At 61.1% G+C, this 16994-nt stretch carries 14 protein-coding genes; all 14 read left to right on the forward strand.

Features of this window, described 5'->3' with window-relative positions; all coding sequences use genetic code 11:
* Nucleotides 1-67 precede the first annotated feature (67 nt).
* The 14 genes from mnmA (at nucleotide 68) to nuoH (ending at nucleotide 16985) form a co-directional block, all read left to right on the forward strand.
* Entirely contained in the window at nucleotides 68-1192 is a 1125-nt protein-coding gene (mnmA, locus tag CF161_RS11455; RefSeq protein WP_020296738.1) for a tRNA 2-thiouridine(34) synthase MnmA, read from the forward strand.
* The gene (gene hflD / locus CF161_RS11460) at nucleotides 1189-1812 is read left to right on the forward strand and encodes a high frequency lysogenization protein HflD (protein ID WP_020296739.1); all 624 of its coding nucleotides are present in this window, start codon (nucleotides 1189-1191) and stop codon (nucleotides 1810-1812) included. Before mnmA ends, hflD begins: the two co-directional genes overlap by 4 nt.
* 127 nt (nucleotides 1813-1939) lie before the next feature.
* Nucleotides 1940-3310, forward strand: coding sequence for an adenylosuccinate lyase (gene purB, locus CF161_RS11465; RefSeq protein ID WP_020296740.1), 1371 nt, complete (start codon nucleotides 1940-1942; stop codon nucleotides 3308-3310).
* An 86-nt stretch (nucleotides 3311-3396) separates the two neighbouring features.
* Nucleotides 3397-4563, forward strand: coding sequence for a cupin domain-containing protein (locus CF161_RS11470; protein WP_020296741.1), 1167 nt, complete (start codon nucleotides 3397-3399; stop codon nucleotides 4561-4563).
* A complete protein-coding gene (locus tag CF161_RS11475; RefSeq protein WP_020296742.1) occupies nucleotides 4556-4978 on the forward strand; it encodes a GNAT family N-acetyltransferase in 423 nt (140 codons plus the stop codon). Before CF161_RS11470 ends, CF161_RS11475 begins: the two co-directional genes overlap by 8 nt.
* A gap of 175 nt (nucleotides 4979-5153) precedes the next feature.
* Nucleotides 5154-5909 carry a secretin N-terminal domain-containing protein gene (locus tag CF161_RS11480; RefSeq protein WP_020296743.1) on the forward strand — a complete coding sequence of 252 codons (756 nt, stop codon included), beginning with the start codon at nucleotides 5154-5156 and terminating at the stop codon, nucleotides 5907-5909.
* 501 nt (nucleotides 5910-6410) lie between these two features.
* Nucleotides 6411-7736 (forward strand): isocitrate lyase, encoded by a 1326-nt coding sequence (gene aceA, locus CF161_RS11485; RefSeq protein WP_020296744.1) that lies wholly within the window; start codon nucleotides 6411-6413, stop codon nucleotides 7734-7736.
* Between the two features lie 590 nt (nucleotides 7737-8326).
* Nucleotides 8327-8740: an NADH-quinone oxidoreductase subunit A gene (locus tag CF161_RS11490; RefSeq protein ID WP_003223812.1), complete on the forward strand. Its 414-nt coding sequence runs from the start codon at nucleotides 8327-8329 to the stop codon at nucleotides 8738-8740.
* A gap of 10 nt (nucleotides 8741-8750) precedes the next feature.
* Complete coding sequence (locus CF161_RS11495; protein ID WP_020296745.1) at nucleotides 8751-9425, forward strand: NADH-quinone oxidoreductase subunit B family protein; 675 nt, start codon at nucleotides 8751-8753, stop codon at nucleotides 9423-9425.
* Nucleotides 9426-9497: 72 nt separating this feature from the next.
* The gene (gene nuoC, locus CF161_RS11500; protein WP_020296746.1) at nucleotides 9498-11279 is read left to right on the forward strand and encodes an NADH-quinone oxidoreductase subunit C/D; all 1782 of its coding nucleotides are present in this window, start codon (nucleotides 9498-9500) and stop codon (nucleotides 11277-11279) included.
* Between the two features lie 2 nt (nucleotides 11280-11281).
* Nucleotides 11282-11779 carry an NADH-quinone oxidoreductase subunit NuoE gene (gene nuoE, locus CF161_RS11505; RefSeq protein WP_007970445.1) on the forward strand — a complete coding sequence of 166 codons (498 nt, stop codon included), beginning with the start codon at nucleotides 11282-11284 and terminating at the stop codon, nucleotides 11777-11779.
* A complete protein-coding gene (nuoF, locus tag CF161_RS11510) occupies nucleotides 11776-13131 on the forward strand; it encodes an NADH-quinone oxidoreductase subunit NuoF (protein ID WP_020296747.1) in 1356 nt (451 codons plus the stop codon). The genes nuoE and nuoF overlap by 4 nt, the downstream gene beginning before the upstream one ends.
* Before the next feature lie 135 nt (nucleotides 13132-13266).
* Nucleotides 13267-15981, forward strand: coding sequence for an NADH-quinone oxidoreductase subunit NuoG (nuoG, locus tag CF161_RS11515; protein WP_020296748.1), 2715 nt, complete (start codon nucleotides 13267-13269; stop codon nucleotides 15979-15981).
* Nucleotides 15978-16985, forward strand: coding sequence for an NADH-quinone oxidoreductase subunit NuoH (gene nuoH, locus CF161_RS11520; protein ID WP_020296749.1), 1008 nt, complete (start codon nucleotides 15978-15980; stop codon nucleotides 16983-16985). The genes nuoG and nuoH overlap by 4 nt, the downstream gene beginning before the upstream one ends.
* The last annotated feature ends 9 nt before the right edge of the window (nucleotides 16986-16994 follow it).

A 16994-nucleotide genomic window follows, 5' to 3' on the forward strand; every position in this document is an offset into this window, starting at 1 on the left:
AGTTTTAGCCTTGCAGGCCTCAGCCTGTTAGAATCGCGTCCTTTTTCAAGACACCCATTGAATTCCTATGCGTGATCCAGCCCCTTCTGACACCCAAAAGAAGCGCGTCATCGTCGGCATGTCCGGCGGCGTGGATTCTTCCGTTTCCGCCCTCCTGCTGATCGAGCAGGGCTACCAGGTGGAAGGCCTGTTCATGAAGAACTGGGAGGAAGACGACGGAACGGAATACTGCACCGCCATGGACGACCTCGCGGACGCCCAGGCCGTGTGCGACAAGATTGGCATCAAGCTGCACACCGCCAACTTCGCCGCCGAGTACTGGGACAACGTGTTCGAGCACTTCCTGGCCGAATATAAAGCCGGACGCACGCCGAACCCGGACATCCTCTGCAACCGGGAAATCAAGTTCAAGGCGTTCCTCGATTACGCCATGATGCTCGGTGCCGACCTGATCGCCACCGGCCACTATGTGCGCCGTCGCGACCTCGACGGCCGTACCGAACTGCTCAAGGGCCTGGACCCGAACAAGGACCAGAGCTACTTCCTGCACGCCGTCGGTGGTGAACAGATTGCCAAGACCCTGTTCCCCGTAGGCGAACTGGAAAAACCCGAAGTTCGGGCCATTGCCGAGAAACACGACCTGGCCACGGCCAAGAAAAAGGATTCCACCGGCATCTGCTTTATCGGCGAGCGCCGCTTCAGCGACTTCCTCAAGCAGTACCTGCCCGCCCAGCCCGGCGAAATCAAAACCACCGAAGGTGAAATCATCGGCCGCCACCACGGCCTGATGTACCACACCATCGGCCAGCGCCAGGGCCTGGGCATCGGCGGCCTGAAAGACGCCAGCGACGAGCCCTGGTACGTGCTGCTCAAGGACCTGGAGCACAACGAGCTGATCGTCGGCCAGGGCAATGATCACCCATGGCTGTTTTCCCGCGCCCTGCTCGCCTCCGAGATCTACTGGGTCAACCCGGTCGACCTCAGCGAACCACGGCGCCTGACGGCCAAAGTCCGCTATCGCCAGGGCGACCAGCCCTGCACCCTGGAAAAAACCGCCAACGGCTATCGTGCGACCTTCGACGACCCGCAACGCGCGGTGACCCCAGGCCAATCCGTAGTGTTCTATGACGGCGAAATTTGCCTGGGTGGTGGCGTGATCGAAGTAGCAGAGCCTTGGAGCAGCAAGGCATGAGCCCGACTCAGGAGCAACTGACGGCGCTGGGCGGCGTGTTTCTGGCGGCGGTCCTGGTCGACAAGATCGCCAAGACCGGCCAGGTCACCGAAGCCGGCCTGAGCTGCATGCTCGGCAGCCTGCTGATCCGCGACCCCAAGGACACCCTGGAAGTCTACGGCGGCGACGACATCAACCTGCGCGAAGGCTATCGTGCATTGATCGGCGCCCTGGAGCGCGACCCCAGCACCCTGCAGCGCGAGCCCCTGCGTTACGCGCTGTCGATGCTCGGCCTTGAGCGGCAACTGGCCAAGCGCGAAGACCTGTTGGAGACCATCGGTAAGCGCTTGCCGCAGATCCAATCCCAGGTTGAGCACTTCGGCCCGGCCCACGAAAACGTGATCGCCGCCTGCGGTGCGCTGTATCAGGACACCCTGAGCACCCTGCGCCAGCGGATCCAGGTACACGGCGACATGCGCAACCTGCAACAGCCAAGCAACGCCTCGAAAATCCGCGCCCTGCTGCTGGCCGGGATCCGCTCGGCACGTCTGTGGCGCCAATTGGGCGGCCACCGCTGGCAACTGGTCATCAGCCGTCGCAAATTACTCAAAGAGCTTTATCCGTTGATGCGCAGCAGCTGAGCTGCGCCCGCAAGCGCTGTTTGCACGTCGTTACGCGTAAGACGCTGGTCAGTTGGCAACGGACCAGCGGTTTTTTTCATGTATGATACGCGCCCCATTTCGTTGCCCGACTGTCCGAGAACACCCCATGCAGCTTTCTTCGCTCACTGCGGTTTCCCCTGTTGACGGCCGCTACGCCGGCAAAACCCAGGCCCTGCGCCCTATTTTCAGCGAGTACGGCCTGATCCGTGCCCGCGTCCTGGTTGAAGTGCGCTGGCTCCAGCGCCTGGCCGCTCACCCCGCAATCGGCGAAGTGCCGGCGTTCTCTGCCGAAGCCAATGCCGTGCTGAATGCCCTGGCCGAAAACTTCGCCCTGGAGCACGCCGAGCGCGTCAAGGAAATCGAGCGCACCACCAACCACGACGTCAAAGCCATTGAGTACCTGCTCAAGGAACAGGCCGCCAAGCTGCCTGAATTGGCCAATGTCAGCGAATTCATCCACTTTGCCTGCACCAGCGAGGACATCAACAACCTGTCCCACGCCCTGATGCTGCGCGAAGGCCGTGATGAAGTGATGCTGCCGCTGATGCGCCAGACCGCTGACGCCATTCGTGAGCTGGCCATCCGTTTCGCCGACGTACCGATGCTGTCGCGCACCCACGGCCAACCGGCTTCGCCGACCACCCTGGGCAAAGAACTGGCGAACGTGGTCTACCGCCTTGAGCGCCAGATCGCTCAGGTCGCTACCGTTCCGCTGCTGGGCAAGATCAACGGCGCCGTAGGCAACTACAACGCACACCTTTCGGCCTACCCGGAAATCGACTGGGAAGAAAACGCTCGCGCCTTTATCGAAGACGAGCTGGGCCTGGGCTTCAACCCCTACACCACCCAGATCGAACCCCACGACTATATTGCCGAGCTGTTCGACGCCATTGCCCGCTTCAACACCATCCTGATCGACTTCGATCGCGATATCTGGGGCTACATCTCCCTGGGCTACTTCAAGCAGCGCACCATCGCTGGTGAAATCGGCTCGTCGACCATGCCGCACAAGGTCAACCCGATCGACTTCGAAAACTCCGAAGGCAACCTGGGCATCGCCAACGCGCTGTTCCAGCACCTGGCGAGCAAACTGCCGATTTCCCGCTGGCAGCGCGACCTGACCGACTCCACCGTACTGCGCAACCTGGGCGTCGGTTTTGCCCACAGCGTGATCGCTTATGAAGCCAGCCTCAAAGGCATCAGCAAGCTGGAGCTCAACGCCCAGAAAATCGCTGCCGACCTGGACGCCTGCTGGGAAGTCCTGGCCGAGCCGATCCAGACCGTGATGCGTCGCTACAACATCGAAAACCCCTACGAAAAACTGAAAGAGTTGACGCGCGGCAAGGGCATCAGCCCTGAAGCACTGCAAACTTTCATCGATGCCCTCGACATGCCTGCCGCCGCCAAGGCCGAGCTGAAAAAGCTGACCCCGGCGAACTACATCGGCAACGCTGTAGAGCAAGCCAAGCGCATCTGATCGACCGCTATACCCGTTTGAGACGCCCGGCAGCGCCGGGCGTTTTTATTCCCGTCTGAAAAGTGCTTTTTTTCAATAGGTTACACATGAATCCTGACATTCCTCTTCAACTGCTGGGCGGCATCACCGCACGTGAATTCCTGCGCGACTACTGGCAGAAAAAACCACTGCTGATCCGTCAGGCCATTCCTGATTTCGAAAGCCCGATCGACGCCGACGAGCTGGCCGGCCTGGCCCTGGAAGAGGAAGTTGAATCGCGCCTGGTGCTCGAGCACGGCGAGCATCCCTGGGAATTGCGCCGCGGCCCGTTCGCCGAAGACGAGTTCAGCAAACTGCCGGAGCGCGACTGGACCCTGCTGGTGCAGGCTGTTGACCAGTTCGTCCCGGAAGTGGCCGAGCTGCTGGAGAACTTCCGGTTTCTGCCAAGCTGGCGCATCGATGACGTGATGATGAGCTTCGCCGCACCGGGTGGCAGCGTGGGTCCGCACTTCGACAACTACGACGTATTCCTGCTGCAAGGCCATGGCCAGCGCAACTGGAAAATCGGCCAGATGTGCGACTCCGAGAGCCCGCTGCTGAAACACGCTGACCTGCGCATCCTGGCCGACTTCGAAGAGACCGCCGAATGGGTCCTGGAACCGGGCGACATGCTCTACCTGCCGCCGCGCCTGGCGCACTGGGGCGTTGCAGTGGACGACTGCCTGACCTACTCGGTGGGCTTTCGCGCACCCAGCGCCGCCGAAGTCCTGACCCACTTCACCGACTTCCTCAGCCAGTTCCTGCCTGATGAAGAGCGCTACACCGACGCCGACGCGACCCCGGTCAGCGACCCGCACCAGATCCAGCACGATGCCCTCGATCGCCTCAAAGGCTTGCTCGCCGAGCACATGAGCGATGAACGCCTGCTGCTGACCTGGTTCGGCCAGTTCATGACCGAGCCACGCTACCCGGAACTGGTCGTGGGCCCGGAACTCGAAGAAGAAGACCTGCTGGGCAGCCTGGAGCAAGGCGCCGTCCTGATCCGCAACCCGAGCGCGCGCCTGGCCTGGTCGGAAGTGGATGAAGACCTGTTGCTGTTCGCCAGCGGCCAAAGCCGTCTGCTTCCGGGTAAACTGCGCGAGCTGCTGAAAATGGTTTGCGCCGCGGATGCACTGCACGTCGACAACCTTGGCCCGTGGCTGGCCGATGAAGATGGCCGCAACCTGCTGTGCGAACTGGTCAAGCAAGGGAGCCTGGGGTTTGCCGATGAATAAGATTCGCGTACGTGTCGCTGACTGGCAAAAGGATAACGCCGAGATCCGGCGCATTCGTGAAGCCGTGTTTATCGCTGAGCAGTCCGTACCACCTGAACTGGAGTGGGACGCCGACGACGACAGCGCGGTGCACTTCCTGGCCTTTGAAGGTGACTTTCCAATCGGCACCGCGCGCCTGCTGCCAGACGGCCATATCGGCCGGGTATCAGTCCTCAAGGACTGGCGCGGCCTGAAAGTCGGCGACGCACTGATGCAAGCGGTGATCGGCGAAGCTGAAAAGCGCGGCCTCCAGCAGCAGATGCTCAGCGCCCAGGTCCAGGCCACGCGGTTCTATGAGCGCCTGGGGTTCAGCATTGTCAGCGAGGAGTTCCTCGAGGCGGGCATCCCCCACGTCGATATGGTGCGCGGCGCCTGATCCACAGGCCTCAATAGCGACAACAAGACGCCCCGGCATCCGGATATTCAGCACGCTAAGCTGGACCCAGGACGCCGGGGCGTTTTGCCATCTGCGATTCAACTTGCCCCTCCCCGGGCCGACAAACTGTCAAACTCAAGGCTTTACGCACCCCCCATCTGCGGAGATAACGGATATGTCCCTACGCACCCTGCTCACGACGCTGCTGCTGACCTTCAGTTTCTCGGTCATGGCGGCCACCGAGATCGTGCCCCTGAACCACCGCACCAGCGCAGATTTGCTGCCAGTGGCGCAGAACTTCCTGGGCAAGGACGGCAAGGTCAGTGCCTACGGCAACCAACTGATCGTCAATGCCGAACCCGGCAAGATCGAAGAACTTCGCACCTTTATCGCCCAGCTCGACACCGCCGCCAAGCGCCTGCTGATCACCGTCGACACCAACGAAAACAATAGTCAGGACAACCAGGGCTATTCGGTGAATGGCGCCCCGCAGGCGCGCATCATCAACCGCAGCACCGAGAGCCGCGATGGCGGCATCCAGCAGATCCAGGCCAGCGAAGGCATACCGGCACTGCTCCAGGTCGGGCAAAGCGTGCCGCTGACCACCACCCAGCCCGACGCCTACGGCCGTCCGCAGAACCAGACCCAGTACCGCAACGTCACCCAGGGTTTCTACGTCACCGCCAGCGTGACCGGCGACACCGTGCACCTGAGCATCAGCACCAACCGTGACCGCATGAGCCAGGAACGTCCCGATGTAGTGAACGTGCAAAGCACCGACACAACCGTCAGCGGGCGCCTCGGCGAGTGGATCACCCTGGCCGGCGTCAATCGCCAGACACAAGCCGACAAACAGGGCCTGGGCCGCAGCTACTCGACTCAAGGCCGGGATGACATGACCTTGCGAGTCAAGGTCGACGCCTTGGACTAAAGCACCAAAAACTGACTGATTAGTCGTATTAGACCAAAGATGTAGTGCCATAAAAAAAGCACTACAAAACATTTGACGAGCTAAAAAACCGAAGGCATGATGGCCTCGCTCCCGCTAATCAGGGGCCCTGGCAAGGGCCTTCGGATCGCCGCTCTAACCTACCCACCTGAGCCGATTCGTGTCTGTACCGCCCACAAGGCGTGTTTGACGAGATTGCGACTGGAACGAAGTTGTCCCGAGGGACGGAAGCGTAATTAGGTAGAACGGCAACACACTGCTGGAACGCATAAAGGCCCACGATGCCCGGACGCGCCCGACAGCTGGCCCTCACCTGCTCACTTTCCCCTCGAGCCCATCGTTCACCCGTCGCGATCCCCGCCAAACCCGACTTGACCACCTAAGCTTCTGGTCAGCGAGCAGCCATCTACGCATCCTTCAACCCTGCGTAACTGGCGGAGCGAGAATTTTCCACCCCAGACCTATGCGACGAGGTTTATCTCCATGGCACTGACACGCGAACAGCAAATTGCAGCCCTTGAAAAAGACTGGGCTGAAAACCCGCGCTGGAAAGGCGTGACACGCGCTTACTCCGCTGCTGACGTCGTCCGTCTGCGCGGTTCGGTTCAACCTGAGCACACCCTGGCACGCATGGGCGCCGAGAAGCTCTGGAACCTGGTGACCCAAGGTGCCAAGCCGTCCTTCCGCCCTGAGAAAGATTTCGTCAACTGCATGGGCGCCCTGACCGGCGGCCAGGCTGTACAACAAGTCAAAGCCGGTATCCAGGCCATCTACCTGTCGGGCTGGCAAGTCGCTGCAGACAACAACTCTGCAGAATCGATGTACCCCGACCAGTCGCTGTACCCGGTGGATTCGGTTCCAACCGTGGTCAAGCGCATCAACAACTCGTTCCGTCGCGCCGACCAGATCCAGTGGAAAGCCGGCAAGAACCCAGGCGACGAAGGCTACATCGACTACTTCGCCCCAATCGTGGCTGACGCCGAAGCCGGTTTCGGTGGCGTGCTGAACGCTTACGAGCTGATGAAGAGCATGATCGAGGCAGGCGCCGCCGGCGTTCACTTCGAAGACCAGCTGGCATCGGTGAAAAAATGCGGCCACATGGGCGGCAAGGTACTGGTCCCCACCCAGGAAGCCGTGCAGAAACTGACCGCAGCTCGTCTGGCTGCTGACGTTGCCGGTACTCCGACCATCATCCTGGCACGTACCGACGCGAACGCTGCTGACCTGCTGACGTCCGACTGCGACCCGTACGACCAGCCATTCGTGACTGGCGAACGTACCCAGGAAGGCTTCTATAAAGTACGCGCCGGCCTCGACCAGGCTATCGCTCGCGGCCTGGCTTACGCTCCGTATGCCGACCTGATCTGGTGCGAAACCGCCAAGCCAGACCTGGATGAGGCCCGTCGCTTCGCCGAAGCGATCAAAAAGGAATACCCGGACCAACTGCTGTCGTACAACTGCTCGCCTTCCTTCAACTGGAAGAAAAACCTGGACGACGCGACCATCGCCAAGTTCCAGCGCGAACTGTCCGCCATGGGCTACAAGCACCAGTTCATCACCCTGGCCGGCATTCACAACATGTGGCACAGCATGTTCAACCTGGCGCACGACTACGCCCGCAACGACATGACTGCCTACGTGAAACTGCAAGAGCAGGAATTCGCCGACGCCGCCAAGGGCTACACCTTCGTGGCTCACCAGCAGGAAGTGGGCACTGGCTACTTCGACGACATGACCACCGTGATCCAGGGCGGCACCTCGTCGGTTACCGCACTGACCGGTTCGACCGAAGAAGAACAGTTCCACTGATCGCGTTTCAAGCCTGAATCGGCCATTGCAGACCCGCTACACACCTAACTGCAATGCCGCACCTCTGACGCCCCGACTGGTTCGGGGCGTTTTTTTGCCCAGGTTTTCCCTGGCGATCAGGCCGAAGCTCACCAGCATCAGGCACTCGCCGCCCCAGCCGCTGCACGATCAGCTCAATCCGGCAAAACATTGATCCAGAGCGGTGTTCAGGCAATTAAAAAAAGGTAAAAGGTCGGCGTTCGCTACTTGCAGTAACACGCATATAAAAAACAACTTTCCCGCCAGCCACCCGTACAACAGTTTAAAAATCACTCCAAATAATATTGATTATCATTTAGCCCATATAATATTCGTTACAGCTACCGCAAAACATAATTAACCAAATGCCCGCTAATGCCCGCATCGCCTGGCTTACGGGGCTTGCGAGGTGACCTATGTCCTTATTCCAATAAACAATTTCGCTATAGAGATTTTACTTGCCCGTTGTTTAGCCATAAAATCACCGCGATTGATTGCGCTGCGACATATCGTCACTGCTTTATTTCTTTATCAAGCTCAGAGACCTTTGCTCTCTGTTAAGGATTACCAGCATGCCCGAAGCGACAGGACTCATGGCCCACAACTGGGGCTTTGCCATTTTCCTTCTGGGTGTCGTCGGCCTTTGCGCCTTCATGCTCGGCGTCTCCAGCCTCCTCGGGTCAAAAGCCTGGGGCCGCAGCAAAAACGAACCGTTCGAGTCCGGCATGCTACCTACCGGTGGCGCCCGCTTGCGGCTCTCAGCCAAATTCTATCTGGTCGCGATGCTGTTCGTGATCTTCGATATCGAAGCCCTTTTTCTCTTTGCCTGGTCTGTGTCCGTCCGCGAAAGCGGCTGGACCGGATTCGTCGAAGCTCTCGTTTTCATAGCAATTCTGTTGGCAGGTCTTGTCTACCTATTTCGAGTGGGCGCCCTTGATTGGGCTCCGGAAGCTCGTCGTAAGCGGCAGGCGAAGCTAAAACAATGAGGCTTTGGCGATGCAATACAATCTCACCAGGATCGACCCCGATGCTCCTAACGAGCAGTATCCGATCGGCGAGCGGGAAACCGTTTCCGATCCGTTAGAAGATCAAGTCCACAAAAACATCTACATGGGCAAGCTGGAAGACGTGCTGAACGGTGCGGTCAACTGGGGACGTAAGAACTCCCTGTGGCCGTACAACTTCGGCCTTTCCTGCTGCTATGTGGAAATGACCACCGCCTTCACGGCGCCCCACGACATCGCGCGCTTTGGCGCCGAGGTTATCCGGGCATCGCCGCGCCAGGCGGATTTCATGGTTATTGCCGGAACCTGCTTCATCAAGATGGCGCCGATCATTCAGCGTCTCTACGAGCAAATGCTCGAGCCGAAGTGGGTTATCTCCATGGGTTCGTGCGCCAACTCCGGTGGCATGTACGACATCTACTCCGTGGTTCAGGGGGTGGATAAATTCCTGCCCGTGGACGTCTACGTGCCTGGCTGCCCGCCTCGCCCCGAAGCTTTCCTGCAAGGCCTGATGCTGCTGCAGGAATCGATCGGCAAGGAGCGTCGCCCACTTTCCTGGGTCGTCGGCGATCAAGGCGTATACCGCGCCGAGATGCCTTCGCAAAAGGAACAGCGCCGCGAACAGCGTATTCAGGTCACCAACCTGCGCAGCCCAGACGAAGTCTGATCCAGCTCTGTTCTTACAAAGAAACGAGAAACTGGCTTCATTCTTTACGTTGACCCAAAGCGATAAAAAACCATGACTACAGGCAGTGCTCTGTACATCCCGCCTTATAAGGCAGACGACCAGGATGTGGTCGTCGAACTCAATAACCGTTTTGGCCCTGAGGCGTTCACCGCCCAGGCCACCCGCACCGGCATGCCGGTGCTGTGGGTTACCCGCGCCAAACTTGTCGAAGTCCTGACCTTCCTGCGCAACCTGCCCAAGCCGTACGTCATGCTCTATGACCTGCACGGCGTGGACGAGCGTCTGCGCACCAAGCGCCAGGGCTTGCCGGGCGCCGACTTCAGCGTCTTCTATCACCTGCTGTCGATCGAACGTAACAGCGACGTGATGATCAAGGTCGCCCTGTCCGAAAGCGACCTCAGCCTGCCGACCGTGACCGGTATCTGGCCCAACGCCAACTGGTACGAGCGCGAAGTCTGGGACATGTTCGGCATCGACTTCCCGGGCCACCCTCACCTGTCGCGCATCATGATGCCGCCGACCTGGGAAGGTCACCCGCTGCGCAAGGACTTCCCGGCGCGCGCCACCGAATTCGACCCGTTCAGCCTGACCCTGGCCAAGCAGCAACTGGAAGAAGAAGCCGCACGCTTCAAGCCGGAAGACTGGGGCATGAAACGCTCCGGGGCCAACGAGGACTACATGTTCCTCAACCTGGGTCCGAACCACCCTTCGGCCCACGGTGCGTTCCGCATCATCCTGCAGCTGGACGGTGAAGAGATCGTCGACTGCGTGCCGGACATCGGCTACCACCACCGTGGTGCCGAGAAGATGGCCGAGCGCCAGTCCTGGCACAGCTTCATCCCCTACACCGACCGTATCGACTACCTCGGTGGGGTGATGAACAACCTGCCGTACGTGCTCTCGGTCGAGAAGCTGGCCGGCATCAAGGTGCCGGAGAAGGTCGACGTCATCCGCATCATGATGGCCGAGTTCTTCCGTATCACCAGCCACCTGCTGTTCCTGGGGACCTATATCCAGGACGTCGGCGCCATGACCCCGGTGTTCTTCACCTTCACCGACCGCCAGAAGGCGTACACGGTGATCGAAGCCATTACCGGTTTCCGCCTGCACCCGGCCTGGTATCGCATCGGTGGCGTCGCCCACGACCTGCCGCGTGGCTGGGACAAGCTGGTCAAGGACTTCGTCGAATGGCTGCCCAAGCGCCTCGACGAGTACACCAAGGCCGCCCTGCAGAACAGCATCCTCAAGGGTCGTACCATCGGCGTTGCCGCCTACAACACCAAGGAAGCCCTGGAATGGGGCGTCACCGGTGCCGGGCTGCGTTCCACCGGTTGCGACTTCGACCTGCGTAAAGCGCGTCCATACTCCGGCTACGAGAACTTCGAGTTCGAAGTGCCGCTGGCCGCCAACGGCGATGCCTATGACCGCTGCATGGTCCGCGTCGAAGAAATGCGCCAGAGCATCAAGATCATCGACCAGTGCATGCGCAACATGCCGGAAGGCCCGTACAAGGCGGATCACCCGCTGACCACGCCGCCGCCCAAAGAGCGCACGCTGCAGCACATCGAGACCTTGATCACGCACTTCCTGCAAGTTTCGTGGGGCCCGGTGATGCCGGCCAACGAATCCTTCCAGATGATCGAAGCGACCAAGGGCATCAACAGTTATTACCTGACGAGCGATGGCGGCACCATGAGCTACCGCACCCGGATTCGTACCCCAAGCTTCCCGCACCTGCAGCAGATCCCTTCGGTGATCAAAGGCAGCATGGTCGCGGACTTGATCGCGTACCTGGGTAGTATCGACTTCGTTATGGCCGACGTGGACCGCTAAGCATGAACAGCACGCTTATCCAGACAGACCGTTTCGCCCTGAGCGAAACCGAGCGCTCGGCCATCGAGCACGAGCTGCATCACTACGAAGACCCGCGCGCGGCGTCTATCGAAGCCCTGAAGATCGTCCAGAAGGAACGTGGCTGGGTGCCCGATGGCGCCCTGTACGCCATCGGCGAGATCCTCGGCATCCCGGCCAGCGACGTTGAAGGCGTGGCGACGTTCTACAGCCAGATCTTCCGCCAGCCGGTCGGCCGTCACATCATCCGCGTCTGCGACAGCATGGTCTGCTACATCGGCGGCCATGAGTCGGTGGTCAGCGAGATCCAGAGCAAGCTCGGTATCGGCCTCGGCCAGACCACCGCCGACGGCCGCTTCACGCTGCTGCCGGTGTGCTGCCTGGGCAACTGCGACAAGGCGCCGGCGTTGATGATCGACGACGACACTTTCGGTGACGTACAGCCTGCTGGCGTCGCCAAACTGTTGGAGGGCTACGTATGACCCTGACATCCTTCGGCCCTGCCAACCGCATCCAGCGCAGCGCAGAAACCCACCCCCTGACCTGGCGTCTGCGTGACGACGGCGAGCCGGTCTGGCTCGACGAATACCAGGCCAAGAACGGTTATGCCGCGGCGCGCAAGGCGTTTGCCGACATGTCCCAGGACGATATCGTCCAGACCGTGAAAGACGCAGGCCTCAAGGGCCGCGGTGGTGCAGGCTTCCCCACGGGCGTGAAGTGGGGGCTGATGCCCAAGGACGAGTCCATCAACATCCGCTACCTGCTGTGCAACGCGGATGAAATGGAACCCAACACCTGGAAAGACCGCATGCTGATGGAGCAACAGCCCCATCTGCTGATCGAAGGCATGCTGATCAGTGCCCGCGCACTGAAAACCTACCGTGGCTACATCTTCCTGCGTGGCGAATACACCACCGCCGCCAAGCACCTCAACCGTGCCGTGGAAGAAGCCAAGGCCGCAGGCCTGCTGGGCAAGAACATCCTGGGCAGCGGCTTCGATTTCGAGCTGTTCGTCCACACCGGTGCCGGGCGTTACATCTGCGGTGAAGAAACCGCACTGATCAACTCCCTCGAAGGCCGCCGCGCCAACCCGCGCTCCAAGCCGCCCTTCCCTGCCGCCGTAGGCGTGTGGGGCAAGCCAACGTGCGTGAACAACGTCGAGACCCTGTGCAACGTGCCGGCGATCATCGGCGACGGCGTGGACTGGTACAAATCCCTGGCCCGCGAAGGCAGTGAAGACCACGGCACCAAGCTGATGGGCTTCTCCGGCAAAGTGAAGAACCCAGGCCTGTGGGAGCTGCCATTCGGCGTGACCGCGCGCGAGCTGTTCGAAGACTACGCCGGCGGCATGCGCGACGGCTTCAAGCTCAAGTGCTGGCAGCCAGGCGGCGCCGGTACCGGCTTCCTGCTGCCTGAACACCTGGACGCACAAATGTACGCCGGCGGCATCGCCAAAGTCGGCACCCGTATGGGTACCGGCCTGGCCATGGCGGTGGACGACAGCGTCAACATGGTGTCCTTGCTGCGCAACATGGAGCAGTTCTTCGCCCGCGAATCCTGCGGCTTCTGCACCCCTTGCCGCGATGGCCTGCCATGGAGCGTCAAGCTGCTGATGGCCCTCGAGAAAGGTGAAGGGCAAGCCGGCGATATCGAGACCCTGCTGGGTCTGGTCGGTTTCCTCGGCCCAGGCAAGACCTTCTGTGCTCACGCACCGGGTGCCGTGGAGCCGCTGGGCAGTGCCATCAAATACTTCCGTCCAGAGTTCGAAGCCGGCATCGCGCCTACCAGCGCCGCCGTCCCGCCTCTGGCCCGACCGATCGTAGTCGGCGCGTAACGCTTAAAAAGGCGAAGGGTCCGTACTCTTCGCCTTCTCATGTGCTGACGCCTTGAAGGCTGTGTTGATGCACATGAATAACAAGATTCCATTAGCCACGCCCGCTGACAACGGGCCAACGAAGAACTTTGAACCATGGCCACTATCCACGTAGACGGCAAAGCGCTCGAAGTCGATGGGGCGGACAACCTGTTACAGGCGTGTCTGTCACTAGGCCTCGACATCCCTTATTTCTGCTGGCACCCCGCTCTTGGTAGCGTCGGTGCCTGTCGCCAGTGTGCGGTCAAGCAGTACACCGACGAGAACGACACCCGTGGTCGTATCGTCATGTCCTGCATGACGCCAGCCACCGACAACACCTGGATCTCCATCGAAGATGAAGAATCCAAGGCGTTCCGCGCCAGCGTTGTCGAATGGCTGATGACCAACCACCCGCACGACTGCCCTGTGTGCGAAGAAGGCGGTCACTGCCACCTGCAAGACATGACGGTAATGACGGGCCACAACGAACGTCGTTACCGCTTCACCAAGCGCACCCACCAGAACCAGCAACTGGGCCCGTTCATTTCCCACGAAATGAACCGCTGCATCGCCTGCTACCGCTGCGTGCGCTTCTACAAAGACTACGCCGGCGGCACCGACCTGGGCGTATTCGGCGCCCACGACAACGTGTACTTCGGTCGCGTTGAAGACGGCGTGCTCGAAAGCGAGTTCTCCGGCAACCTCACCGAGGTCTGCCCGACCGGTGTGTTCACCGACAAGACTCACTCCGAGCGCTACAACCGCAAGTGGGACATGCAGTTCTCGCCGAGCATCTGCCATGGCTGCTCCAGCGGTTGCAACATTTCCCCGGGCGAGCGTTACGGCGAACTGCGGCGCATCGAGAACCGTTTCAACGGTTCGGTGAACCAGTACTTCCTCTGCGACCGTGGCCGTTTCGGCTATGGCTACGTCAACCGCGAAGACCGCCCACGCCAGCCATTGCTCGCCGGTGGCGCCAAGCTGACCCTCGACGAAGCCCTGGATAAAGCCGCCGACCTGCTGCGCGGCCGCAACATCGTCGGTATCGGTTCGCCCCGCGCCAGCCTCGAAAGCAACTACGCGCTGCGTGAACTGGTAGGCGCCGAGCACTTCTACTCCGGTATCGAAGCTTCCGAGCTGGAGCGCATCCGTCTGGTCCTGCAAGTGCTGAACGACAGCCCGCTGCCAGTGCCGAACATGCGCGACATCGAAGACCACGACGCGATCTTCGTCCTCGGCGAAGACCTGACCCAGACCGCTGCCCGCATGGCCCTGGCCCTGCGCCAGTCGGTCAAGGGCAAGGCCGAAGACATGGCCGATGCCATGCGCGTCCAGCCTTGGCTCGACGCCGCGGTGAAAAACATCGGCCAGCACGCGCTGAACCCGCTGTTTATCGCCAGCCTGGCTGAAACCAAGCTCGACGATATCGCCGAAGAGTGCGTGCACGCCGCACCGGACGACCTGGCCCGCATCGGTTTCGCCGTGGCCCACGCCCTGGACGCCAGCGCCCCAGCCGTCGACGGCCTGGACAGCGAAGCCCTGGAACTGGCCAAGCGCATTGCCGACGCCCTGCTCGCGGCCAAGCGCCCGTTGATCATCGCCGGCACCTCCCTGGGTTCCAAGGCACTGATCGAAGCCGCCGCCAACATCGCCAAGGCCCTGAAGCTGCGCGAGAAAAACGGTTCCATCAGCCTGATCGTGCCGGAAGCCAACAGCCTCGGCCTGGCCATGCTCGGCGGCGAATCGGTGGACGCTGCCCTGCAAGCGGTGATCGACGGCAATGCCGACGCCATCGTGGTCCTGGAAAACGACCTGTACACCCGCACCGATTCGGCCAAGGTCGATGCCGCGCTAAATGCCGCGAAAGTGCTGATCGTCGCCGATCACCAGAAGACCGCCACCAGCGACCGCGCACACCTGGTCCTGCCAGCGGCCAGCTTCGCCGAAGGCGACGGCACCCTGATCAGCCAGGAAGGTCGCGCCCAGCGTTTCTTCCAGGTGTTCGATCCGAAGTACATGGACGCCAGCATCCTGGTCCACGAAGGCTGGCGCTGGCTGCATGCCCTGCGCGCCACCCTGCTGAACCAGCCGATCGACTGGACCCAGCTCGACCACGTAACGGCTGCCGTCGCCTCCAGCGCACCGCAACTGGCCCGTATCGTCGACGCTGCACCGTCCGCCGCGTTCCGCATCAAGGGCATGAAACTGGCCCGCGAACCGCTGCGCTACTCCGGTCGTACCGCCATGCGCGCCGATATCAGCGTGCACGAGCCACGTACCCCGCAAGACCCGGACACCGCGTTCGCCTTCTCCATGGAAGGTTACTCGGGTTCGGTTGAGCCTCGTCAGCAGGTGCCTTTCGCCTGGTCGCCGGGCTGGAACTCGCCACAGGCCTGGAACAAGTTCCAGGACGAAGTCGGTGGTCACATTCGCGCGGGCGACCCGGGCACCCGCCTGATCGAAACCCAGGGCGACAAGCTGAACTGGTTCGCCAGCGCGCCACGGGCCTTTTCGCCGGCCCAGGGCACCTGGCAAGTGGTGCCGTTCTATCACCTGTTCGGCAGCGAAGAGAACTCTTCGAAAGCCGCCCCGGTGCAGGAGCGCATTCCCGCTGCCTACGTGGCCCTGGCCAAGTCCGAAGCGGACCGCCTGGGTGTCAACGACGGCGCCCTGCTCAGCCTGAACGTGGCAGGCCAGACCCTGCGCCTGCCGCTGCGTATCAACGAAGAACTGGGCGCTGGCCTGGTTGCCCTGCCTGCAGGTCTGGCGGGTATTCCACCGGCGATTTTCGGCAAAACCGTTGATGGTCTGCAGGAGGCAGCGCAATGACCTGGTTCACCCCTGAAGTGATCGACACCATCATCGCGGTGGTCAAGGCCATCGTGGTGCTGCTGGCCGTGGTGGTTGCCGGCGCCCTGCTCAGCTTCGTCGAACGGCGCCTGCTGGGCTGGTGGCAGGACCGTTACGGTCCGAACCGCGTCGGCCCATTCGGCATGTTCCAGATCGCTGCCGACATGCTGAAAATGTTCTTCAAGGAAGACTGGACCCCGCCGTTCGCCGACAAGGTGATTTTCACCCTGGCGCCGGTTGTGGCCATGAGTGCCTTGCTGATCGCCTTCGCGATCATCCCGATCACCCCGACCTGGGGCGTCGCGGACCTGAACATCGGCCTGCTGTTCTTCTTCGCCATGGCCGGTCTTTCGGTCTACGCGGTGCTGTTCGCCGGCTGGTCGAGCAACAACAAGTTCGCCCTGCTGGGTTCCCTGCGGGCTTCGGCCCAGACCGTGTCCTATGAAGTGTTCATGGGCCTGGCGCTGATGGGCATCGTGGTCCAGGTCGGCTCGTTCAACATGCGCGACATCGTCGAGTACCAGGCGCAGAACCTGTGGTTCATCATTCCGCAGTTCTTCGGCTTCTGTACCTTCTTCATCGCTGGCGTGGCCGTGACTCACCGTCACCCCTTCGACCAGCCGGAAGCGGAACAGGAACTGGCCGACGGTTACCACATTGAATACGCCGGCATGAAATGGGGCATGTTCTTCGTCGGCGAGTACATCGGCATCATCCTGATCTCGGCCCTGCTGGTGACCCTGTTCTTCGGTGGCTGGCACGGTCCGTTCGGCATCCTGCCGCAACTGGCCTTCGTCTGGTTCGCCTTGAAGACCGCGTTCTTCATCATGCTGTTCATCTTGCTGCGCGCCTCTATTCCGCGTCCGCGTTATGACCAGGTGATGGACTTCAGCTGGAAATTCTGCCTGCCGCTGACCCTGATCAATTTGCTGGTGACCGCTGCGGTTGTGTTGTTGAACACGCCAGCGGGCGCGGTTCAGTGAGGATTTGAC

It is taken from the genome of Pseudomonas sp. CF161 (genome assembly GCF_000416215.1).
GTDB lineage: Bacteria > Pseudomonadota > Gammaproteobacteria > Pseudomonadales > Pseudomonadaceae > Aquipseudomonas.